The sequence below is a fragment of the Marinobacter sp. B-21 genome (assembly GCF_056857895.1).
Window position 1 is genome coordinate 1 of the sequence record NZ_JBSXNZ010000053.1, and the last position, 20296, is coordinate 20296.

Annotated in this window: 14 protein-coding genes and 3 tRNA genes; 5 read left to right on the forward strand and 12 right to left on the reverse strand. The window is 58.5% G+C overall.

Annotated features, from left to right (window positions below; all coding sequences use genetic code 11):
• Nucleotides 1–117: 117 nt before the first annotated feature.
• The 6 genes from AC13C0_RS04375 to alaS all read right to left on the reverse strand — a co-directional run bounded on the left by AC13C0_RS04375 (nt 118) and on the right by alaS (nt 4930).
• Nucleotides 118–194 (reverse strand) — tRNA-Arg (locus AC13C0_RS04375).
• A gap of 26 nt (nt 195–220) precedes the next feature.
• Nucleotides 221–297, reverse strand: a tRNA-Arg gene (locus AC13C0_RS04380).
• Between the two features lie 63 nt (nt 298–360).
• Nucleotides 361–450: transfer RNA gene (locus tag AC13C0_RS04385), tRNA-Ser, on the reverse strand.
• Between the two features lie 126 nt (nt 451–576).
• A complete protein-coding gene (csrA, locus tag AC13C0_RS04390) occupies nt 577–774 on the reverse strand; it encodes a carbon storage regulator CsrA (protein ID WP_008172808.1) in 198 nt (65 codons plus the stop codon).
• Nucleotides 775–956: 182 nt separating this feature from the next.
• The gene (locus tag AC13C0_RS04395; protein ID WP_117620200.1) at nt 957–2195 is read right to left on the reverse strand and encodes an aspartate kinase; all 1239 of its coding nucleotides are present in this window, start codon (nt 2193–2195) and stop codon (nt 957–959) included.
• Nucleotides 2196–2299: 104 nt separating this feature from the next.
• Nucleotides 2300–4930 carry an alanine--tRNA ligase gene (gene alaS, locus AC13C0_RS04400; protein ID WP_341581677.1) on the reverse strand — a complete coding sequence of 877 codons (2631 nt, stop codon included), beginning with the start codon at nt 4928–4930 and terminating at the stop codon, nt 2300–2302.
• 141 nt (nt 4931–5071) lie between these two features.
• Here alaS and AC13C0_RS04405 point away from each other — a divergent pair, with 141 nt between their 5' ends.
• The gene (locus AC13C0_RS04405; RefSeq protein ID WP_117620198.1) at nt 5072–5626 is read left to right on the forward strand and encodes an RDD family protein; all 555 of its coding nucleotides are present in this window, start codon (nt 5072–5074) and stop codon (nt 5624–5626) included.
• A 24-nt stretch (nt 5627–5650) separates the two neighbouring features.
• Here the strand turns inward: AC13C0_RS04405 and lptG are convergent, their stop codons facing one another.
• Together lptG and lptF are read right to left on the reverse strand one after the other, a co-directional pair.
• Nucleotides 5651–6712, reverse strand: a complete 1062-nt coding sequence (gene lptG, locus AC13C0_RS04410) for an LPS export ABC transporter permease LptG (protein WP_117620197.1) — start codon at nt 6710–6712, stop codon at nt 5651–5653.
• Nucleotides 6699–7808: an LPS export ABC transporter permease LptF gene (gene lptF, locus AC13C0_RS04415; protein WP_341581674.1), complete on the reverse strand. Its 1110-nt coding sequence runs from the start codon at nt 7806–7808 to the stop codon at nt 6699–6701. The genes lptG and lptF overlap by 14 nt, the downstream gene beginning before the upstream one ends.
• A gap of 243 nt (nt 7809–8051) precedes the next feature.
• Between lptF and AC13C0_RS04420 the strand changes: the two genes are divergently transcribed.
• The 4 genes from AC13C0_RS04420 to AC13C0_RS04435 all read left to right on the forward strand — a co-directional run bounded on the left by AC13C0_RS04420 (nt 8052) and on the right by AC13C0_RS04435 (nt 14130).
• Nucleotides 8052–9545, forward strand: a complete 1494-nt coding sequence (locus tag AC13C0_RS04420; protein WP_482954015.1) for a leucyl aminopeptidase — start codon at nt 8052–8054, stop codon at nt 9543–9545.
• The gene (locus tag AC13C0_RS04425) at nt 9532–10062 is read left to right on the forward strand and encodes a DNA polymerase III subunit chi (protein WP_117620195.1); all 531 of its coding nucleotides are present in this window, start codon (nt 9532–9534) and stop codon (nt 10060–10062) included. The genes AC13C0_RS04420 and AC13C0_RS04425 overlap by 14 nt, the downstream gene beginning before the upstream one ends.
• A 316-nt stretch (nt 10063–10378) precedes the next feature.
• The gene (locus tag AC13C0_RS04430; protein ID WP_482954016.1) at nt 10379–13231 is read left to right on the forward strand and encodes a valine--tRNA ligase; all 2853 of its coding nucleotides are present in this window, start codon (nt 10379–10381) and stop codon (nt 13229–13231) included.
• A gap of 5 nt (nt 13232–13236) precedes the next feature.
• Entirely contained in the window at nt 13237–14130 is an 894-nt protein-coding gene (locus AC13C0_RS04435) for a ketopantoate reductase family protein (RefSeq protein WP_482954017.1), read from the forward strand.
• 52 nt (nt 14131–14182) lie between these two features.
• Here AC13C0_RS04435 and AC13C0_RS04440 read toward each other — a convergent pair whose 3' ends face one another.
• The 4 genes from AC13C0_RS04440 to AC13C0_RS04455 all read right to left on the reverse strand — a co-directional run bounded on the left by AC13C0_RS04440 (nt 14183) and on the right by AC13C0_RS04455 (nt 20229).
• Nucleotides 14183–16213 carry a methyl-accepting chemotaxis protein gene (locus AC13C0_RS04440; protein WP_117620192.1) on the reverse strand — a complete coding sequence of 677 codons (2031 nt, stop codon included), beginning with the start codon at nt 16211–16213 and terminating at the stop codon, nt 14183–14185.
• Between the two features lie 119 nt (nt 16214–16332).
• Complete coding sequence (locus tag AC13C0_RS04445; protein WP_117620191.1) at nt 16333–17220, reverse strand: histidine kinase; 888 nt, start codon at nt 17218–17220, stop codon at nt 16333–16335.
• Nucleotides 17221–17847 carry a 1,6-anhydro-N-acetylmuramyl-L-alanine amidase AmpD gene (gene ampD / locus AC13C0_RS04450; RefSeq protein ID WP_117620190.1) on the reverse strand — a complete coding sequence of 209 codons (627 nt, stop codon included), beginning with the start codon at nt 17845–17847 and terminating at the stop codon, nt 17221–17223. It lies immediately after the preceding gene.
• Between the two features lie 69 nt (nt 17848–17916).
• A complete protein-coding gene (locus AC13C0_RS04455; protein WP_117620189.1) occupies nt 17917–20229 on the reverse strand; it encodes a DUF1631 domain-containing protein in 2313 nt (770 codons plus the stop codon).
• Nucleotides 20230–20296: the final 67 nt, after the last annotated feature.

Genomic DNA, 20296 nt, shown 5'->3' on the forward strand with positions numbered 1-20296 from the left:
CTCAACCCACTGCGTGGGTTTCGGTCGAACCTCTTATCGGTTCCAATCCTCCCAGCTATACAAAGCAAAACGCCTCAATCTGTGGGGTACACAGACTGAGGCGCTTTGGTCTTGATATGGCGCGGCTGGGAGGATTCGAACCTCCGACCGCCTGGTTCGTAGCCAGGTACTCTATCCAGCTGAGCTACAGCCGCTTAAAACGGATGGCAAGGTTGATCGATGGCGCGGCTGGGAGGATTCGAACCTCCGACCGCCTGGTTCGTAGCCAGGTACTCTATCCAGCTGAGCTACAGCCGCACATTGATCACTTGCTGTGGTTGAATACTACATCAACCTGTCTCTCTTTTCCCGTGAGGGAAATGGCGGAGAGGGAGGGATTCGAACCCTCGGTACGATTGCTCGTACGGTTCCTTAGCAGGGAACTGGTTTCAGCCACTCACCCACCTCTCCTTGAGAACGGGGCGTATACTACCATAATTTTTCTGATTTCATAGGGTTGACACGAGTTTTTTCAGCCTCGATATCCCCGAAAATCAAAAAAGCCGTTCAGGCTTCCCATGAACGGCTTTTCGTCTCTCAGCTGTTGCCGGGTTCCGGCTCTTCGGAGCCTTTTTCCGACTGAATTCGCTGATAGATTTCTTCGCGATGTACCGCAACTTCCTTCGGGGCATTGACGCCAATGCGCACCTGATTGCCCTTCACTCCCAGAACGGTGACGGTGATATCGTCGCCGACCATCAGAGTTTCGCCTACGCGGCGAGTTAGAATCAACATATCCCTTACTCCCTATCCAGAGCTACCTGTTCCGACAAATGGTTTTATCTACTTTTTACTTTTATAGTGAGATCACTGACTGGACAACAGACGCATATTCCCTTATACGGGGCAGCGATGTCATAGGCTCAGTTAATGAATCTCTTTTTTATACAGCCCCGCAGACCGACCTGTTACCTGCGTTACCGGGCCTCGTCTACCCCGGGCTTGTCGAGTTCGAATGCACTGTGAAGGGCACGAACCGCAAGCTCAAGATATTTCTCATCGATCACCACGGAAATCTTGATTTCCGACGTGGAGATCATCTGTATGTTGATACCTTCATTGGACAACGCTTCAAACATTTGAGTTGCAACACCGGCGTGGGAGCGCATACCAACACCCACAATGCTGACTTTCGCAATTTTGCTGTCCCCGCCTACTTCTCGAGCACCCAACTGATCGGCAACGCCCTGGAGTACTTCCCTGGCACGCTTAAAATCATTTCGGTGCACCGTAAAGGTAAACGCAGTTCTGTTATCCTCACCCACGTTCTGGACAATCATGTCCACTTCAATATTGGCATCGCTTATGGGCTTGAGAATCCGCAGAGCGCTGCCCGGAGTATCGGGCACACCGGATATTGTCAGTTTGGCTTCGTCACGGTTAAAAGCAATGCCGGAAACAACCGGTTGTTCCATGGCGTTTTCATCCTCAAGAGTAATCAGGGTGCCTTCCCCTTCCTGGAAGCTGGAAAGAACCCGTAATGGAACGTTGTATTTGCCTGCGAATTCCACAGAACGAATCTGGAGAACCTTGGAGCCAAGGCTCGCCATTTCGATCATTTCTTCAAAGGTAATACGCTCAAGACGCCGGGCGCTGTCCACCACACGGGGATCGGTGGTATACACGCCATCCACGTCTGTGTAGATCTGGCACTCATCAGCCTTTAGCGCTGCCGCCAGAGCCACTGCGGTGGTATCGGAACCGCCGCGGCCCAGCGTTGTAATATTTCCATTTTCATCAATGCCCTGGAAACCGGCCACGACAACCACCCGACCCGCATCAAGGTCTTCCCGCATACGCTGCTCGTCGATCTGCTTGATCCGGGCCTTGGTATGGGTGCTGTCTGTGACAATCCGTACCTGGGAGCCGGTGTATGAGCGCGCTTCACAACCACGCTTTTGTAGTGCCATGGACAAAAGCGCAATCGTAACCTGCTCACCCGTGGACACGAGCACGTCCATTTCACGGGGAGTCGGCTCCTCCATGATGTTGTTGGCAAGGGCAATGAGTCGGTTGGTTTCACCGCTCATGGCGGAAACCACGACAACAACATCATGACCTTCCTTGCGGAAACGGCACACCTTCTCGGCAACCGCTTCGATACGCTCGGTGGTCCCCACCGAGGTGCCACCGAATTTCTGAACCAACAGAGCCATTATCTTCCAATATCCGAAACGGGGACTCACAGCGGAACAATGCCCCGCCACTCACAATAAACGGGCGGGATTATAAACCCCAGCCCGCCCTTTAAAAAAGTTGCTTAAGCGATATTTTTTTCGACCCAGGCCGGAATGCCCGCCAGTGCCTCAGCCAGCCTGGAGGGATCATTGCCTCCACCCTGGGCCATATCGGGGCGACCGCCACCCTTGCCATCCACCTGAGCCGCAAGGTGCTTCATCAGGTCCCCGGCCTTGATCTTGCCGGTGGCAGATTTGGTGACACCGGCAACCAGGGTCACCTTGCCACCCTCAACACTGGCGAGGACAACAACGCCCTCACCCAGCTTGTTCTTGAGCTGATCAGCGGTTTCCATCAGCGCTTTGCGATCCGCACCTTCCATTTCCGAAGCCACCACCTTGAGGCCGGCAACCTCCACAGCCGAACCAGCCAGGTCACTGCCCGCGGAGCTGGCCAGTTTAGCCTTCAGGACATCAATGTCTTTCTCAAGCTGACGGTTGCGGTCGATGGTCTGCTGAACTTTTTCGACGACGGATTCCCGCGTGCCCTTTACCAAGCGGGCAGTTTCCCGCAGGGTGCGCTCGGTTTCATCAACCCAGTCCAGCGCCCCCATGCCGGTCACCGCCTCGATCCGGCGCACCCCGGAGGAGATACCGCTTTCCGAGGTGATCCTGAACAGGCCAATATCACCGGTCCGGCCCACGTGAGTGCCGCCGCACAGTTCCACGGAGTAGTTGTCGGTACCCATGCTCAGCACCCGGACCACATCGCCGTATTTCTCTCCGAAAAGCGCCATGGCGCCCTTTTCCTGGGCCTTTTCCATATCGGTAATTTCGGTCTGTACCGGGCTGTTTTCCAGAATCTGCTCATTCACCTGGCGCTCAATTTCCCGCAACTGCCCGGGCGTTACCGCCTCGAAATGCGAGAAATCAAAACGCAGTTTGTCCGGATCCACCAGCGAGCCCTTCTGGGTCACGTGCTCGCCCAGAATCCTGCGCAAGGCAGCATGCAAAAGGTGCGTAGCGGAATGGTTGCGCTTGGTGCGCTCACGGCGGGCATGGTCAATGCGCGCGTCCACTTCCAGCCCGGGGAACAACTCCCCTTCAATCAGAGTACCGAGATGCAGATGGTTATTCCCTTCCTTGCGGGTGTCCGTTACCTTGAACCGGCCGCCGCTCCAGGTCAGCAGCCCGGTGTCGCCTACCTGGCCACCGGATTCGGCATAAAAGGGGGTACGCTCAAGCACCACGACCGCTTCATCACCGGCTTCAGCGGTCTTTTCTTCGCCATTCACGATAACCGCACGAATTTTTTCGTGGCCGTCGATGCGCTCATACCCGGTGAATTCGGTTTTGCCCTCAATCTGCAGGCCGGCGGCGTTGTAGTCGATACCGAACTTGCTGGCTGCCCGGGCGCGCTCTCGCTGGCCTTCCATAGCTTTCTCGTAGCCCTCGTAATCCAGTGTCAGGCCGCGCTCACGGGCGATGTCGTTGGTCAGGTCAACCGGGAAGCCAAAGGTGTCGTACAGGGTAAAGATCGTTTCGCCCGGAATTTCCGTGCCCTTGAGCTCGGCGATGTCCTGCTCGAGCAGTCGCAGGCCTTTGTCCAGAGTCTTGGCAAACTGTTCCTCTTCCTGCAGCAGCACCTTCTCAATCTGTTTGCGGCTGCTTACCAGCTGCGGAAACGCAGCGCCCATCAGTTCACACAGCGCACCGGTCAGCTTGTAGAAGAACGGCCCGGTTGCCCCCAGCTTGTTGCCGTGGCGGGCTGCGCGACGAATGATCCGGCGCAGGACGAACCCACGGCCCTCGTTTGAGGGCATAACACCATCGGCAATCAGGAAGGCGCAGGAGCGGATGTGGTCGGCAACCACACGCAGGGACGCCTCCGTGGCTGCCGCGCCACCAAGAACCTTCGAAGCAGCCGTGAGCAGATCCTGGAACAGGTCTATCTCATAGTTGCTGTGAACGCCCTGAAGCACAGCGGTAATCCGCTCCAGTCCCATGCCGGTATCGACGGATGGCTTGGGCAGCTTCAGCATCTCACCGTCGGCAGTACGGTTGTACTGCATGAACACCACATTCCAGATTTCAATGTAGCGATCACCGTCCTCCTCCGGGGAACCGGGAGGCCCGCCAGCGACATCCGGGCCATGATCGTAGAAGATTTCGGTACAGGGGCCGCAGGGGCCGGTGTCGCCCATCTGCCAGAAGTTGTCAGACGCATAGCGGCCGCCCTTGTTGTCGCCGATACGGACGATGCGCTCTGCCGGGACACCGATTTCCTTGTTCCAGATGTCAAAGGCTTCGTCGTCTTCAGCGTAAACGGTCACCCAGAGCTTGTCCTGAGGCAGATTCAGCCATTCCTCACCGGTGAGGAATGTCCAGGCGTAGTTGATCGCTTCGCGCTTAAAGTAGTCACCGAAGCTGAAGTTGCCCAGCATTTCAAAGAAGGTATGGTGGCGAGCAGTGTAACCCACGTTCTCCAGGTCATTGTGTTTGCCACCGGCGCGGACGCATTTCTGGGAGGATGTTGCCCGGGTATAGTCGCGCTCTTCACGGCCAAGGAACAGGTCCTTGAACTGGTTCATTCCCGCATTAGTAAACAGCAACGTGGGATCGTCCGCGGGTACCAGCGAACTGCTTGGAACAATTGTGTGACCTTGCTGCCTGAAATAATCGAGGAACGCCTGTCGCAACTCAGCGGTTTTCATAGCCCTTTGATACCTTTCCAGAAACCCGCCGGGAATGCCGCCGGGTCCGCGATTGAATACGAATGCTTACATGCTTGTGCAAATCCGCTACTCTAGCACACGCCGAGAACAGGAAAAACGTGAAACATCACAGGAGATTCCATGCCCCGACGCTTCCACGACGCCGAGGAACTATCCCCCCCGGCCACCGCCCTGAAACGGGCCCTGGCGATTATTTACGACGGTTTGATCAGCATTGCCGTGCTATTGGTAGTCACCTGGGCCTACACCATGGTTGCCGGATGGGTCACTGGCTGGGACCGCTACGAGCAGATGGCCGAGGCAGGCCAGCTTTCCGGTGACCCCGGCTTGACCTTCGTGCTGTTCCTGGTGCTGTACCTGTTTTTTGCCTACTTCTGGACACGCGTCGGGCAAACCCTGGGGATGCAGGTGTGGCGAGTCCGCATCGAGAACCTGGACGGCACTTCCGTAAGCTGGACCCAGGCGCTGATCCGCTATGTGACGGCCGCGGCGGTCATCTTCCTGGCCCTGCTCGCAAGCCACTACCTGGGCGCAGCAACACTATTCCTTTCAGTTCCGGCTATGATCGCCCTGTTTTACCCTATCAACGGCCTTTCCGTTACAGACCGGCTGTCCGGCAGCTTGGTTATCTCCTTACCCAAGGAATCCGGAAAGAAGCAGTCTGCGAACAGATGAAAACCGGCCGTGTAACCGGGCTGATCATCCGGCCCGGCGCATCAGGATTGCGCCCACCACTGCATTGACCGCAATGGGCACCAGCACCGCCAGCATCGGGTTAAACCCGTAGAGCAGGCTCATGGGCCCCAGCAGGTCCTGCATGTATTTGAACAGAAGCCCCACCAGCAGCCCCGTGAACACCCGGAAACCCATGGTGACAGAGCGCAGGGGGCCAAAGATGAAGGATATGGCAACCAGTACCATGACGGCCGTGCCCAGCGGCATCAGTGCTTTTTTCCAGAAGGCAAGCCAGTATCGCGAGGCATTCAGGCGCTGCTCCCCGAGATATCTGGCGTAGGTGTACAGGCCCGTCATGGAGAGATTTTCTGGTTTAACAATCAGAACGCTCAGTACACCTGGGGACAAACCTGTCTCCCATCTCAGGGTCTGGCTTTCAGAGCGAGCAGTTCTATTGCCCTCAAAATTCGTGGTGCGGACATTCTCCAGCAGCCAGTAGTCGCCCTGGAAAATTGCCCGTTCGGCAAAGCTGGCCGAGATCAACAGACGATCGTCGTCGAAGCGGAACCGGGAGACACCGTGCAGTACGCCGTTCGGCTGGACTGCGTTCAGGTGGATATAGACATCTCCCTCCTTGTGCCAGACGCCAGACGCCGAAGCCACATTTCTTCCCGCGCCGAGGGCCACGGCCTTGTCGCTCTGGGCCACGCGTTCCGCCGGAGGTGCAACATACTCGCCGATCACAAGCCCCAGCAAGACCACTACGAGCGCCGGCTTCATGGCCGACCAGACAATACGCCTGAGCGACACCCCGGCGGCGCGAATGACCGTGAGTTCCGAGGAACTGGCCATGGAGCCGAGGCCAATCAGGCAGCCCATGAAAGCGCCGAGCGGAAGGTAATCGTAGATCCGGCGCGGCACAGTCAGGAGAATATGCCAGAGCACCTGAAGCGTCTGGTAGTCGTTGCGGGTATTTTCCAGCTCGGCAATGAACGCAAACACCAGATCCAGCGACAGCACAACAACCATCACCAGAAAAATGGCGCCGCCAACCGTGCGCATTACATAGCCGTCAACCCTGCGCATGCACGCCTCCCTCCCTGGCTATACGCCGCCGGTGCAGCCAGCCAGGACCGAACTGGAGCCAGAGACCCAGGGCCGTGAACAACCCATGCACCCAGAGCATGCCGACCCACTCGGGCACCTTGCCCGCAGCCAGCCAGTCCCGGGCCACAATAAGCAGGCCGAGGTAGGTGATGTAAACCAGCATCGCCGGCAACAGATGAAAAAAGCGGCCCTGCCGGGGGTTGACCCGGCTCAGGCTCACCGCCAGCAAGGCAACGACCGGAACAATCAATGGCAGGGAAAGACGCCAGTGAAGCAGTGCCCGGTCTCCGGGATTGTCTGACTGCATCAGGCTCAGGGTGCTGATCCCTTTCTCAAGTTCCTGGGCCCCGGTTTTGCCGCTCTCGATCCTCAGGCCATAGGCTTCAAAATCAATCAGCTTGTAATCGAGTTGGCCAGCGACGCCCTCGAACCTGCCTCCCTCTTCGAGTATGAGAAAGCGACTGCCGGTTTCCGAATCTATCAGCTGCGAACCTGTTTCGGCGGTGATAATGGTCAGGCCATTACCATCCTGCGCATATTCGGCAATGAAAACGCCCCGCAACTGACGCTTGTCCTCGCTGAGACTTTCGGTATAGGTCACCCGCCCGCCTGAGGCAAAATCCTGGAACCGCCCGGGCGCCAGCATTTCAAACTCCGTGGCCTTGCGCTGCTCGTTGATAATGTCTTCAACCTGCTTCATTCCCCACGGCGAAACATAGAGGCTCATGGCCCCGACAATGATCATTACCGGAAAGCTGCCAATCAGAGTCTTACCAAGCAATGCCTTATTGCTCACACCGCAGGCATGGAGCACCGTCATCTCGCTTTCGAGATACATTCGCCCGTAGGCCAGCAGAATCCCGATGAACAGCCCCAGTGGCAGTATCAGCTCAAGAAAACCGGGGAATCGATACGCCATGATTTCAAACAGCACCCCGGCCGAAATGCTCCCTTCAGCTGCGCTGTCGAGGTACTTCAGGAAACGGCCACTCATAAACACCAGCAACAGGATGCCCGAAACGGCAACCATGCTGATCATGGCCTGGCGTATGAGGTAACGGAAAATGATGCTCAAATCGCTCTCTCTGGCCGTATCCGGTGAAACGTGGAGGATGCTGGGAACAGCGCGTATTCTATGTAACCTTGATGCCGAATGACAGAGCAGCGGCATTACACCGGCATGAAGGGCCGGCCAGGCCGGCAAGCGGGACCAACCGCTTGATAATATCCTTGCCAGCCCCAATGCTAAACTGGATAACATTCAAGCACGATTGCCCGCCTCTGGCGGACGTCTCCCGAACAATCAACAGGAGTTGCCATGAATTTCAGCCTGAGCAATAAAGCCATCAACAGCACCAAAGCAGACTGCCTCGTTGTCGGCTTGCCCGAAAAAGGCACCTGGCCGCAATCCACCAACCAGGCAGACGAGGCGCTGGGCGGGCTGATCAAAAAACTCCAGAAAGCCGGCGACCTTACCGGCAAGAACGCCACCACGGCGGCCATTCCGCTGACAGATCAGCCCTGGGGTCGTCTGCTGGTGGTTGGCACGGGTAACGATAGTGATCGAACGCCGGTGAATTACCGCAAGGCCCTGATCGCCATGATGACAGCCCTGAAGGATGGTCCCTCGAAAAGCATCGCCGTCGCCCTCGCAGACACCCCCGTAACCGGCGAAGACGCGGTAAGCTCCGAAGCCGCCCGCCTCAGCCTTATCGGCCGCACCCTGGAAGATCAGCTTTACACCTTCAGCGACTTCAAGAGTGAAAAGCCGGCAGCCCGCAAACTGAATAAAGTAGCGGTAGTTGCCTCGAGTGCTGCCAAAGACCTGAAAGATGCGTTCAATCTCGGCCTCGCCACCGGCCGCGGCATGAACCTCACCCGCGACCTGGGCAACACCCCACCCAACATCTGCCACCCGGAATGGCTGGCTCAGCAGGCGAAGAAGCTGGCGGAGGACCATGACTGCATCAAGACCGACGTGCTTGATGAAAAGCAGATGGAAAAGATGGGCATGAACACCATCCTGGCCGTGGGCAAAGGCAGCACCCAGCCCCCGAGACTGATCGTGATGGAATACCGTGGCGGTAAGGCCAAGGACAAGCCTCATGTCCTGGTGGGCAAAGGCATCACCTTCGACACCGGCGGCATCAGCCTCAAACCCGGTGAAGGCATGGATGAAATGAAATACGACATGGGCGGCTCCGCCAGCGTATTCGGCGCCATGCAGGTCCTGGCCGAAACCCGGCCCAAGATCAACGTAGTGGGCGTGATCGCCGCAGCGGAGAACATGCCGGACGGCGGCGCCTCGCGCCCGGGCGACATCGTCACCACCCTCTCCGGCATGACCGTTGAAATCCTCAACACCGACGCCGAAGGCCGCCTGGTACTGTGTGACGCCCTCACCTACGTGAAGAAATTCGACCCGGCCGCAGTCATTGATCTGGCCACCCTCACCGGTGCCTGCATCATCGCCCTGGGCAACCACGCCACCGGCCTGCTTGCCAATAACGACGACCTGGCCAACGAACTGCTGGCTGCCGGCGAACGCGCCGGTGACCGCGCCTGGCGCCTGCCCCTGTGGGACGAATACCAGAGCCAGCTCGACAGCAACTTCGCCGACATGGCCAACATCGGGGGCCGCCCCGCCGGCACCATCACTGCCGCCTGCTTCCTGTCCCGGTTCACCAAGGATTACCGCTGGGCCCATCTGGACATCGCCGGCACCGCCTGGCACTCCGGCAAAGCCAAAGGCTCCTCGGGCCGCCCGGTACCCCTGCTGGTCGACTACCTGATGTCCCATGCAGGAAAGTAACCCGGCCACTATCCACGGGCAAGGCAGCCCGGAGACCGGCAGCCCCGCTGCCGGCCCCTCCGGCCAGGAAGACCGGAACCAACGCTACTGGTTTCACATTCTCGCCCAGAACTCCCCCGCCGCCCGCAACCTCCACGCCGCCAGACTCGTGGACAAAGCCTGGCGGCAGGGTGACCGCGTGTGCATCGTCTGCGATACCGCCAGGCACGCCGAAGAACTGGACGACCTGCTGTGGAGCTTCAGCCCTGATGCATTCATCCCCCACAGCGTCGTTCCCGACTCCGCCACCACCTGTCCGGACCCCGTCGGTATCTTGCTCTGCCCGCCTGTTGCCGAGGACTGGGACACGGTGATCATACTTTCTGCAACATTGCCGCCTGATGCTGACCGGTTTAAACGGCTTGCTCTGGTTGCCCATAACGATCCGAACGTTCTCAATCAGGCGCGGTCGCATTTCAAGCAGTTGAGGACTCTGGGGATTGAGCCCCGGGTGCATGATCAGAGGAAACGGGGGTAGGTTTTTGTCGGATTACGCTTCGCTGATCCGACCTGCGTTTTCCACAGCCCGTTACTCCTGCGAACTGCACGAGTTCGGACCGGCGGGGTTGGGGGCCACTTTCCAAAACTGTTGAGGGCCATGGACGGCCCGAAACAAGCGCACATGGATGTGCTCGTAGCGTGTTTTGGAAAGTGGTCCCCAACCTCGCCTCGCACACAACTAGCAGGCTACTGACAGAACCCACCTCCAAGGTTCGCCGCATCACCGGCGACCATGTATAATCGGGCGTCTCAATTTTCCCTTGTGAATCAACCAACGGTCACTGCAGAACCCCATGGAAAAAACCTACCAGCCAGAAAACATCGAGCGCCAGTGGTACGAAAACTGGGAATCCAAAGGGTACTTCCGCCCCAGCGGTGAAGGCCAGTCCTACAGCATTGCCATCCCGCCGCCCAACGTCACCGGCAGCCTGCACATGGGCCACGCGTTCCAGCACACCATCATGGACACCCTCACCCGCTTCAAACGCATGCAGGGCCGAAACGCACTCTGGACCGTTGGCACCGACCATGCCGGCATCGCTACCCAAATGGTGGTTGAACGCAAACTGGCCGCCGAAGAAGACAAAACCCGCCACGACCTGGGCCGGGACGAGTTCATCAAACGGATCTGGGACTGGAAAGAACACTCCGGCGGTACCATCACCCGCCAGATTCGCCGCCTCGGCAACTCCGTCGACTGGGACAACGAACGCTTCACCATGGACGACGGGTTCTACAAGGCCGTGCAGGAAGTGTTTATCCGCCTGTACGACGAAGGCCTGGTATACCGCGGCAAGCGGCTGGTGAACTGGGACCCGAAATTGCACACCGCCATTTCGGACCTCGAAGTGGAAAACAAGGAAGAAAAGGGCTTTTTCTGGCACCTGCGCTACCCGCTGGCTGATGGCGCCAAGACCCAGGACGGCAAAGACTACCTGGTCGTCGCCACCACACGCCCGGAAACCATGCTGGGCGATACCGCCGTTGCCGTTCATCCGGACGACGAGCGCTACCAGCACCTGATTGGCAAGCACGTGATGCTGCCGCTGGTGAACCGGCGGATTCCGATCGTGGCCGATCATCATGCCGATCCGGAAAAGGGCTCCGGTTGCGTGAAAATCACCCCGGCCCATGACTTCAACGACTATGCCGTGGGCAAGCGCAACAACCTGCCGATGATTAACGTCATGACCCAGGACGCCAACATCCGGGACGTGGCCGAGGTGTTCAATGCAGACGGCACCGAAAACACCGAACTCGACGGCATCATGCCGGGCGCCTACGCTGGTTTGACTCGCGAAGCGGCGCGCAAGCAAATTGTTGCCGATATGGAAGCCGAGGGGCTGGTCGAGAACATCGAGGATCACGTCCTCAGCGTTCCACGCGGTGACCGGTCGGGCCTGATTATCGAGCCCATGCTCACCGACCAGTGGTTTGCCGATGCCAAGACCCTGGCCAAGCCGGCCATTGAAGCGGTGGAAGACGGTCGTATCCAGTTCGTACCCAAGCAGTACGAAAACATGTACTTCGCCTGGATGCGCGATATCCAGGATTGGTGTATCTCGCGCCAGCTCTGGTGGGGCCACCGCATTCCGGCCTGGTACGACGCCGACGGCAATATCTACGTGGGCCGCAGCGAAGATGAAGTGCGCCAGAAGCACAAATTGGACGCCAATGTCGCCCTCGAGCAGGATGAAGACGTTCTTGATACGTGGTTCAGCTCTGCCCTGTGGACGTTCGGCACCCTGGGCTGGCCAGAGATCACCGAGCGCCTGAAAACGTTCCATCCGACCGACGTGCTGGTCACCGGTTTCGACATCATCTTCTTCTGGGTTGCCCGGATGATCATGATGACCATGCACTTCATGAAGAACGAAGACGGCACACCCCAGGTGCCCTTTCATACCGTGTATGTCACCGGCCTGATCCGGGACGAGCACGGCGACAAGATGTCCAAGTCCAAGGGCAACGTGATCGATCCGCTGGACATGATCGACGGCATCAGCCTGGATGACCTGCTGGAGAAGCGCACCGGCAACCTGATGCAGCCCAAGCTGGCCGAGAAGATCGGCAAACGCACCCAGAAGGAATTCCCGGAGGGTATTGCCGCTCATGGCACTGACGCCCTGCGCTTCACCCTGGCGGCCATGGCCACCACCGGCCGTGACATCAACTGGGACATGAAGCGCCTGGAGGGCTACCGCAACTTCTGCAACAAGCTGTGGAACGCCGCCCGTTACGTGCTGATGAACACCGAAGGCGAAGACTGCGGCGTCAACGACGAGCCGGTGGAGCTGTCACTGGCTGACCGCTGGATCATCAGCGAACTGCAGAGTTGTGAGCAGGATGTGATCCGCCACCTGGACCAGTACCGTTTCGACCTCGCAGCCTACGCGTTGTACGAGTTTATCTGGAACGAATACTGCGACTGGTTCCTGGAGCTGTCCAAGCCGGTTCTGAACGATGAGAATGCCAGTGCTGAAGCCAAGCGTGGCACCCGCCGCACCCTGGTCCGGGTGCTGGAAGCGGTCCTGCGCCTGGCCCACCCGATGATGCCGTTCATCACCGAGGAAATCTGGCAGCGCATTGCGCCCCTGGCCGGCAAAAGTGGCGACAGCATCATGCTGCAAGCCTTCCCCCAGCCGGATGCCACCAAGCAGGATGCTGCTGTTACCGCTGACATTGAATGGCTCAAAGGGGTCATCGTGGCCGTGCGGAACATCCGTGGTGAGATGAATATCTCCCCGGCGAAAAAGATTCCGGTCCTGCTGCGGAGCAAAGACGCCGAAGACCAGCGACGTATGAACGACAACCGCCAGTTCCTGAGCTCCCTGGCAAAGCTCGAGAGCCTGGACTGGTTTGAAGGCGAAAAAGCCCCGATGTCTGCCACCCAGCTTGTTGGCGAAATGGAAGTGCTGGTCCCCATGGCCGGCCTGATCGACAAGGATGCAGAGCTCAAGCGCCTGGACAAGGAGCTGGAGCGCCTGCAGAAAGAAATTGGCCGCCTGGAAGGCAAGCTGGGTAACGAGAAGTTTACCGCCAAGGCACCGGCCGAAGTTGTTGAAAAGGAGCAGGAAAAGCTCCGTGACGCCCAGAGCAGCCAGGCCCGCCTGAGCCAGCAGCGGGCCGACATCGAGGCCATGTAACCGACATGATCGCCATTCTGGGCGCAGGTTCCCTGGGGCGGCTGTGGGCCGCCTCATTGAATCCCGGCCGGGCTGCGTTCATTGCCCGGCCTGCTGAACCGCCCAGGGCGGCCATCCGCTATCGGTTCCGGCCTTTCAATGGGCCGGAATCGATCATCGAGGTTCCCTGGCTCAGGGCCGGTGACAACCCCGAACTGATTCTGGTCACCACCAAGGCCGGCGACACCTTCGGGGCGATTGCCGGAGTAATCGACCGGTTCCCCCAAAGTTCCCCAATCATTCTTTTCCAGAACGGCCTCGGCAGCCAGCAAACGGTGACTGCCCACTGGCCGTACCGCCCCATCCTGGCAGCCAGTACCACCGAAGGCGCCAACCGGCCGGAGCCGGATCTGCTGGTCCACGCCGGCACCGGTGACACCTGGATCGGGCCAATGACCGAATCCGCTGGCAGCTACCTCAACAAGGCAGTGGCGTTACTGAGCGCCGGCGGCCTGACGATTCATCCCGAGCAGACTATTCGCCAGCGGCTCTGGCAGAAGCTTATTATCAATGCCGGCATCAATCCCTACACCGCCATCCTGGACTGCCCCAACGGCGATATCCTTGCCTCTTCCCTCTATCGGGACACCATCCGCGGTCTGTGCCGCGAACTATCAGATCTGATGCGAGCAAGCGGACAGGGCGAGGAAACGCCGGAAGCCCTTCGTCACAGGATAGAAACGGTTGCCCGCAAGACTGCCCGCAACACCTCGTCCATGCGTGCTGATGTTCTCAAGGGCCGCACCACGGAGATAAACTTCATCAACGGCTATCTGGCGAGGCTGGGAAAAGACTTCGGCATCCGGACACCAGTGAACCAAATGCTGACCGAGCAGGTACAACAGCTGTCGTCACATTAACAGGCGCAGACTGATGAGCAATCGCCTTTTGTCAGCACAAACGTCGTGCCGGTCAGACCTTGAAGGCCTCCACCAGCCGCTGAAGCGAAGCCGTCCGTTCCGACATTTCCCTCGAGGACCCCAGCGTCTCCTCCGCGTTTGCGGCGGTCTTTTTGCCCAGTTCGCCAATTTCCTCTACGTTCGAATTGACGTTCTTCGCGACGGCGGACTGCTCCTCCGCAGCCTGTGCGATCTGGTGGCTCATATCCACAATGACCGCAATACCATTGGCAATCCGATCCAGCGCCTGCGTCACCTCACCGGATTTCTGCACCGTCGCTTCGGTAACATCCCGGCTGTTGGTCATGGCGGACACAGCGTCCTTAACACCGCTCTGCAGCCTTGAGATCATCCCTTCAATCTCTTCGGTCGACTTGTGAGTGCGCTGTGACAATGACCGGACTTCATCGGCAACCACGGCAAACCCGCGCCCCTGCTCGCCCGCCCTGGCGGCTTCAATCGCCGCATTCAGGGCCAGCAGATTGGTCTGTTCCGCAATGGCCTTGATTTCCACCAACACCTGGCTGATATTGTCGCTGTCTTTACTGACCCTGTTGATCACCTCCACCGCGCCCGAGATTTCGGCAGCCAGCTTATTAATGGTTGCCACAGTATCGGCAACCACACCACGACCGGTTTCGGTATCCCGTTCGGCATTGCCGGCACTGTCGGCGACCCTGTGGGCACTTTCGGTGACCTCGTTCACGGCTTCAACCATCTGGTTCATGGCCTCATTAATCTGGCCGCTCTCATCCATCTGGCGAGCCACGGCCTCACTGTTGGCCGCTGCAGTGTCGTTAACCCGGGTCGCCTGCTGATCCACATCGGCCGTGGTACGACTGACAGACCGTATCAGTTCGGCGATCCGGTCCGTCATGTTGTTGAACTCCGCTGTCAGTTCGCCCAGTTCGTCCCGGTTATGCAACATGATGTGGGTGGTCATATCGCCGGCGGCAACGCCCCTTGCGGCCTCACTGAAACGGTTGATGGCGGTACGAACCGACATGAAGAAACCGATGTAGAGGTAAACAACCACCAGCAGAATGGCAACCAGTGCAATGATGATCAGGCGACGCTGACTCATCTCACTATCGAGCCGTGACCGCAGGTTGGCATTCACCACCTCAAACGCGGCGGCTTTTACCCGATCGTAGTGAGCCAGCTGTTCTGACATCAACTCATCGTATTCCTGCCAGGGCATTTCCAGGCGCATGGGTGTGATAACATTCTGGTCCAGCTGGTCCCGAACAATCATCAGGCTTTCGTCAACCCTGCGAATTGCCCCACCCGACTTCTCCACCAGAGCGGGCGACGACTCAGTGACGACAGACAGCGCCGGAGTAAGGAGCGAGCTGCGATTGGTCAGCTGGTCATAGATTTCATTCAGGGTTTCACTCAGGGCGTAGCCTACCTGCCCATCGACCAGCGCAAAGATACCGTAGGATTTTGCCCGTCCGATAACGGTGCGAGCCGCCGGAAGTGAATCACGAACCAGGCCAAGGATCAGCAGATTTTCCCGCGAAGCCCCGTGCCCGAGGCCGGAAATCTCAATGGTCGCCGGCAACAGGGCCTGGGCCTTCTGGACGAACTCCTGATAATACTTGAATTGCGGATCGAAACTGCCCAGGTAGTTATCGTCGGCGCGCAGAGCCTGCCAGTCCTGCCGGAGTGTCTCGACCTGTCCGGTCCAGGAGCCGGAAGCATCAAAGGAACGCTCCTCTGCAGTCAGCGCCTCCAACCTCGCCTCAACTTCACTGGCCGCTTCCTCTGACGCGGCCATAATGGCCCCGTCATCCTTGATCACAGCCGGAGAACGATAATCCCGGTAATCCATTGCCGCATCGACCAGCCGGTCAACCTGCTCCAGTTGCTCAAGCCCCTCGACGCCACGGGTCATGGCCTGAACCGAGCGGTTAAGCTCGGAGATAACCAACCATGACAGTCCACTGATCGGTAACAGAAACAGGATGCTGATGAGGCTGAATTTGTAGACCATCGGCAGCCGGTTCATAAGGGCAATGGCAGGATTGATAAGGTGCTTCACGGTGACCCTCTTGCTGGCGATTAACTACTGAACAATTGTTCTTTTCTTATATTGTCGCCTAAAGTCTTAAAAACTTGAGCATTATTTGTTGTTAAACTGTAACTTCGCAGGAGTTCTGCTCAGACAACGCCGGAAATCACCAGCAAGGCGAGCGTGCAGATCCACACGAGCATACTTCTGTTCAGTAAATCCCTTATCGCGCTCAGGCTTCGCCCCCCGAAAGCTGTCCACTCATCCGGATGAATCCGGGAAAAACGGGCAGGATCCAGAGCATATCCGGTTAACGCCCCGTTGGCGGAAATCATTAGGACCTCACCGGCTTTTCTCGTCACGCCGGTAAGGGTCTGGCGGGTTTCGCGCAACCAGCCGGCAAGGTCTCCGGCAATTCCGAATGTCAGTGACAACAGCCTTGCCGGAATCCAGCCCGCCCATTCCGATAGCCTTTCGAATCTGGGGCGAGCCGGCGCCTGGGGCCACTGATCTGCGAGCGCAGCCAGCCCCCGGGCCAGAACCGCCACGCCGATTCCCCCGACTGCGTACCAGAAAGCCACCAGGAAGAAACGCTGGAACACCGTTAACATCAGCGTCCTGGACAGGGAAAGATGCATTGCCTCCGGAGACAATGCAGCGCCACGCTCTTCCGCCGGCAAATGATCCTTCACATGGTGCCATGCCGATTGCATGTCTCCCCGTTGCCATGCTTCTGCATAAGGCCGGAGCACCTGCCGCCAGCCGGGTGTTCCCATGATGACCACCAGAACCAGGAACTCCAGCGGGTAAGTCGCCACCGGCCAGCCCGAGGCCACCAGCAGATACTCGGCCACTCCCAGCAACAAGGCCGGAAGCAGAACCAGCGCCAACCCGGTTGCAATTTCCGTTTCGTGGCCCGCCCTGGCACGACTGCCCAGATGAAACCACCGGCGCCAGACGTCATCACCGGAAAGCAGATCCAGGGAATCCAGACGTCTGCGCACCATGTAGGCAAGAAGAAAGACAATCAGCACCATCTAGACGCTCTCCCTCGCTGCTCGTATTTGCTTAAGGGTTGCCCGGAAGTGCTGCCAGTCAAACGCCGGTCCCGGGTCGCTTTTGCGGCCCGGCGCAATATCGCTATGGCCGGCAATGCGACCGGCAGTGATGTCGGGCCAGGCCAGCATGATGAGATCGGCGACACGTGCAAGCTGATGATATTGCCCGGAGGTATAAGGGACGTCATCGGCGCCCTCCAGCTCAATCCCGATGGAGAAGTCGTTACATTCTTCCTGCCCGTCAAAACTCGATCTGCCCGCATGCCAGGCGCGATCAAGCAGGCTGACGAACTGGACAACGGCTCCATCGCGACGAATCAGCAGATGAGCCGAGACCTGAATGCCTTCAATGGTCCGGAAATACGGGTGGGCCGAGTGATCGAGACAATTGCAGAAGAAGTTTTCAATTTCCGGGCCGCCGAAACGCCCTGGAGGAAGGCTTATATTGTGGACAACCAGCAGGGAAATGGCAGCGCCATCAGGGCGGGGCCCGAAGTTTGGCGAGGGACACCAGCGGGCGAAGGGAATCTTCCCGGTTTCACGGAGCGTACTTCGGTCGGAACCGGAATCGGAAAGGCTCGCGGACAAAACGTCTGAATCGGGCAAAATAATTCCAAAAGTTTCAGAGGATTACACTCCCTGATTGAATCACAAACTTGCCCCGGTTGCTACGAGTCAGTCTCTACGGCTGTTCCGCAGGTTATCAATAATTGACTCCAGTGCCCGATCGAAGATCAGGCCATCGTCCAGCATGGTGATTCGGCCCGCCTCCATGTCTGCGGCCAGGGCCTGGCGCTGGTATTCGGCAACCTTGGCACCGCTTCTGTTAACGAATATATACTTCCCGGTTGCCTTGATAAAAGCGGCGAGTTTACACCGGACCCGCGTTTCATCGCGGATGAGTTCAATCCAGGACCCCACCCGAAGGCCGTCCGCTGTTTCCTGCCACTGCGGCGATACCGAACCCGTCACCCCGGTGCGCTCAGGCTGTTCGGCAGCTTCGCCCCCGGCAACCTCAACAGATGATGCAGCAGGCCCTGCAACCGGCTCGTCGTCCCGGGATTCCTCCGGACTCTCAGGGCCAGCCGACGCGTAGTCCTCCGGGCGTTCCGGTTCAGACTGAACCAGATTACCAGCCGGCAACTCGGAAGGGGGCCCTTCCCGTGACGGTGCGGTCACAAGCTTCTGGAATACATCCACATGGGCCAGTTCCAGATCACGGATGGCGGCATCGGTGGCAAACGGATCCCAGGAAATTTCCTGCAGAGCTTTGCGCAGGTCATCAACAATGGCCGGAATGGCCCGCAACAACTCGCTGCGGGTTGAATCGCTGACCGGGCGCGGATCCACACTCCAGACCAGCTGTTCCGTCAGCTTGCGGGCATGCCGCCAGCGGTCACTGCCCTCACCCTCCCGAAGCGCAACCCACTGCAGATACCGGACCCAGGCCTCGTTGAGCAAGCCGGTGACCGGCTCCGGAATAGCATGCTTTTCAGTCAGCTCCTGCACCAGCCCTTCTGCCGCCTCCGAAGCACGCTCCTGACGGGCCCGCCCCTCTTCCGCATCCCGAAGGCGCTGCTCCACGAGTTCCCGGCGACGGCGGTCCAGATCCATGAAGTAACTGAAATCCTTCAGCAACTCCTCGAACAGGGCTACGTTGTCGGTGAATTCGTTCAGAACGCGGTCGACTACAGCTTCTATCTTTTCCCGAAGGGGGTCACGCTGGCCGGTTTTTTTCTCGGCCCAGCCGATCGCGGACAAAGCCATCTCATTGAGCAGCTTACGAACCGGATGACCGCCCCGATTGAAAAAGTTCTTGTCACTCAGGGCGACTTTCAGCACCGGAATCTGCAGGCGCCCGATCAATGCCTTCATGACCGGATGCAGCTGCCGATCTTCCAGAATAAAATCGAACAACATGGACACCAGATTGATTACATCACCGTCCACCTGCCCCGGCTTCAGGCTCTGGCCATCTCCAGCCCGGAGAATGGGTTGTAGCTGCTCATTAAGGGGCATGACGACACCGTCACCCCACTGCCGGCTGTTGGACTGCGCTTCCGTCAGGCGTGCCATAAGGCGATCAGTATCGATGCAGCCTTCACCACCGTGGCCTCGGCCACCGGATGCGGCGTCACCCTGATGCAACAGTGCGCTGAGCTCGGAGAAGGTCGCCCGGGACCATGGCCCACCATAACTCTCACCGGCGGGGGCGCCCGGCGAGACATCAGCACCGGAGGGTGCCCCCGTGCCACCACCTGCGGGCCGTTGACCGGGCCGGGTTGACCCTCTTCCGACCGGCGGACGCTTCATCTCCGGCAACACCCCCTCATTGATCAGCGTCCGGTTCGCCTCCTGATAGAAGTCGCCCAGTGTGTCGGCAAGCAGGCGGTCAAACAGCTTGAGGACCACCAGCTTGGCCCGTATGTCTATGTCAAGATCGGCACAGGCTTCAGCCACCCCGCCACAGATAACTTCCGGGCTCAGGGGCATCTGCGCGTCTTTCAGGTTAATACCCGGTACCAAATGGCCGACCCGCACAGTCAACAGGCGGATCTGTTCTGGGTAACGATTCCGGAGCTTGTTAATCAGGTTATCGATGGCAACCTGCTGCTCCAGCTGTGAATGGTCTACCAGACTGAGCGAATCCTGGTCGATGTCTTCCAGAGAGCCGGTCGCCTGTTGGGGCAGGAACTTTCCGATTTCGTTGAACGCCTGGCTGACATACTGGAGCATCGACACCACCATGGCCTTGCGGCGCAGTCTGAGCTCACGCATGGCATCAAAATAGGCTGTCTGGTCGAGGTTAGTACCTGCCCGGTCGGCAAGTTCGAACAGGGCATCGTCGGCGCGATCAAAAAATCTGGCAAGAACAGATTTCAGTGACTGACCCGAGGCGTCACGCAGGTGAACCAGCGCAGCCGGCAAGGAAAACCGGCCAGGCGGTTTCTGGCCTGAAAAGCTGACAACCTTGTTATCGTGCGCCATGAAGCTGCTCCGGGTCTTGATCGGCCAATATCTGAACTTCTTTCCACCTCACATGATACGAGCTGCC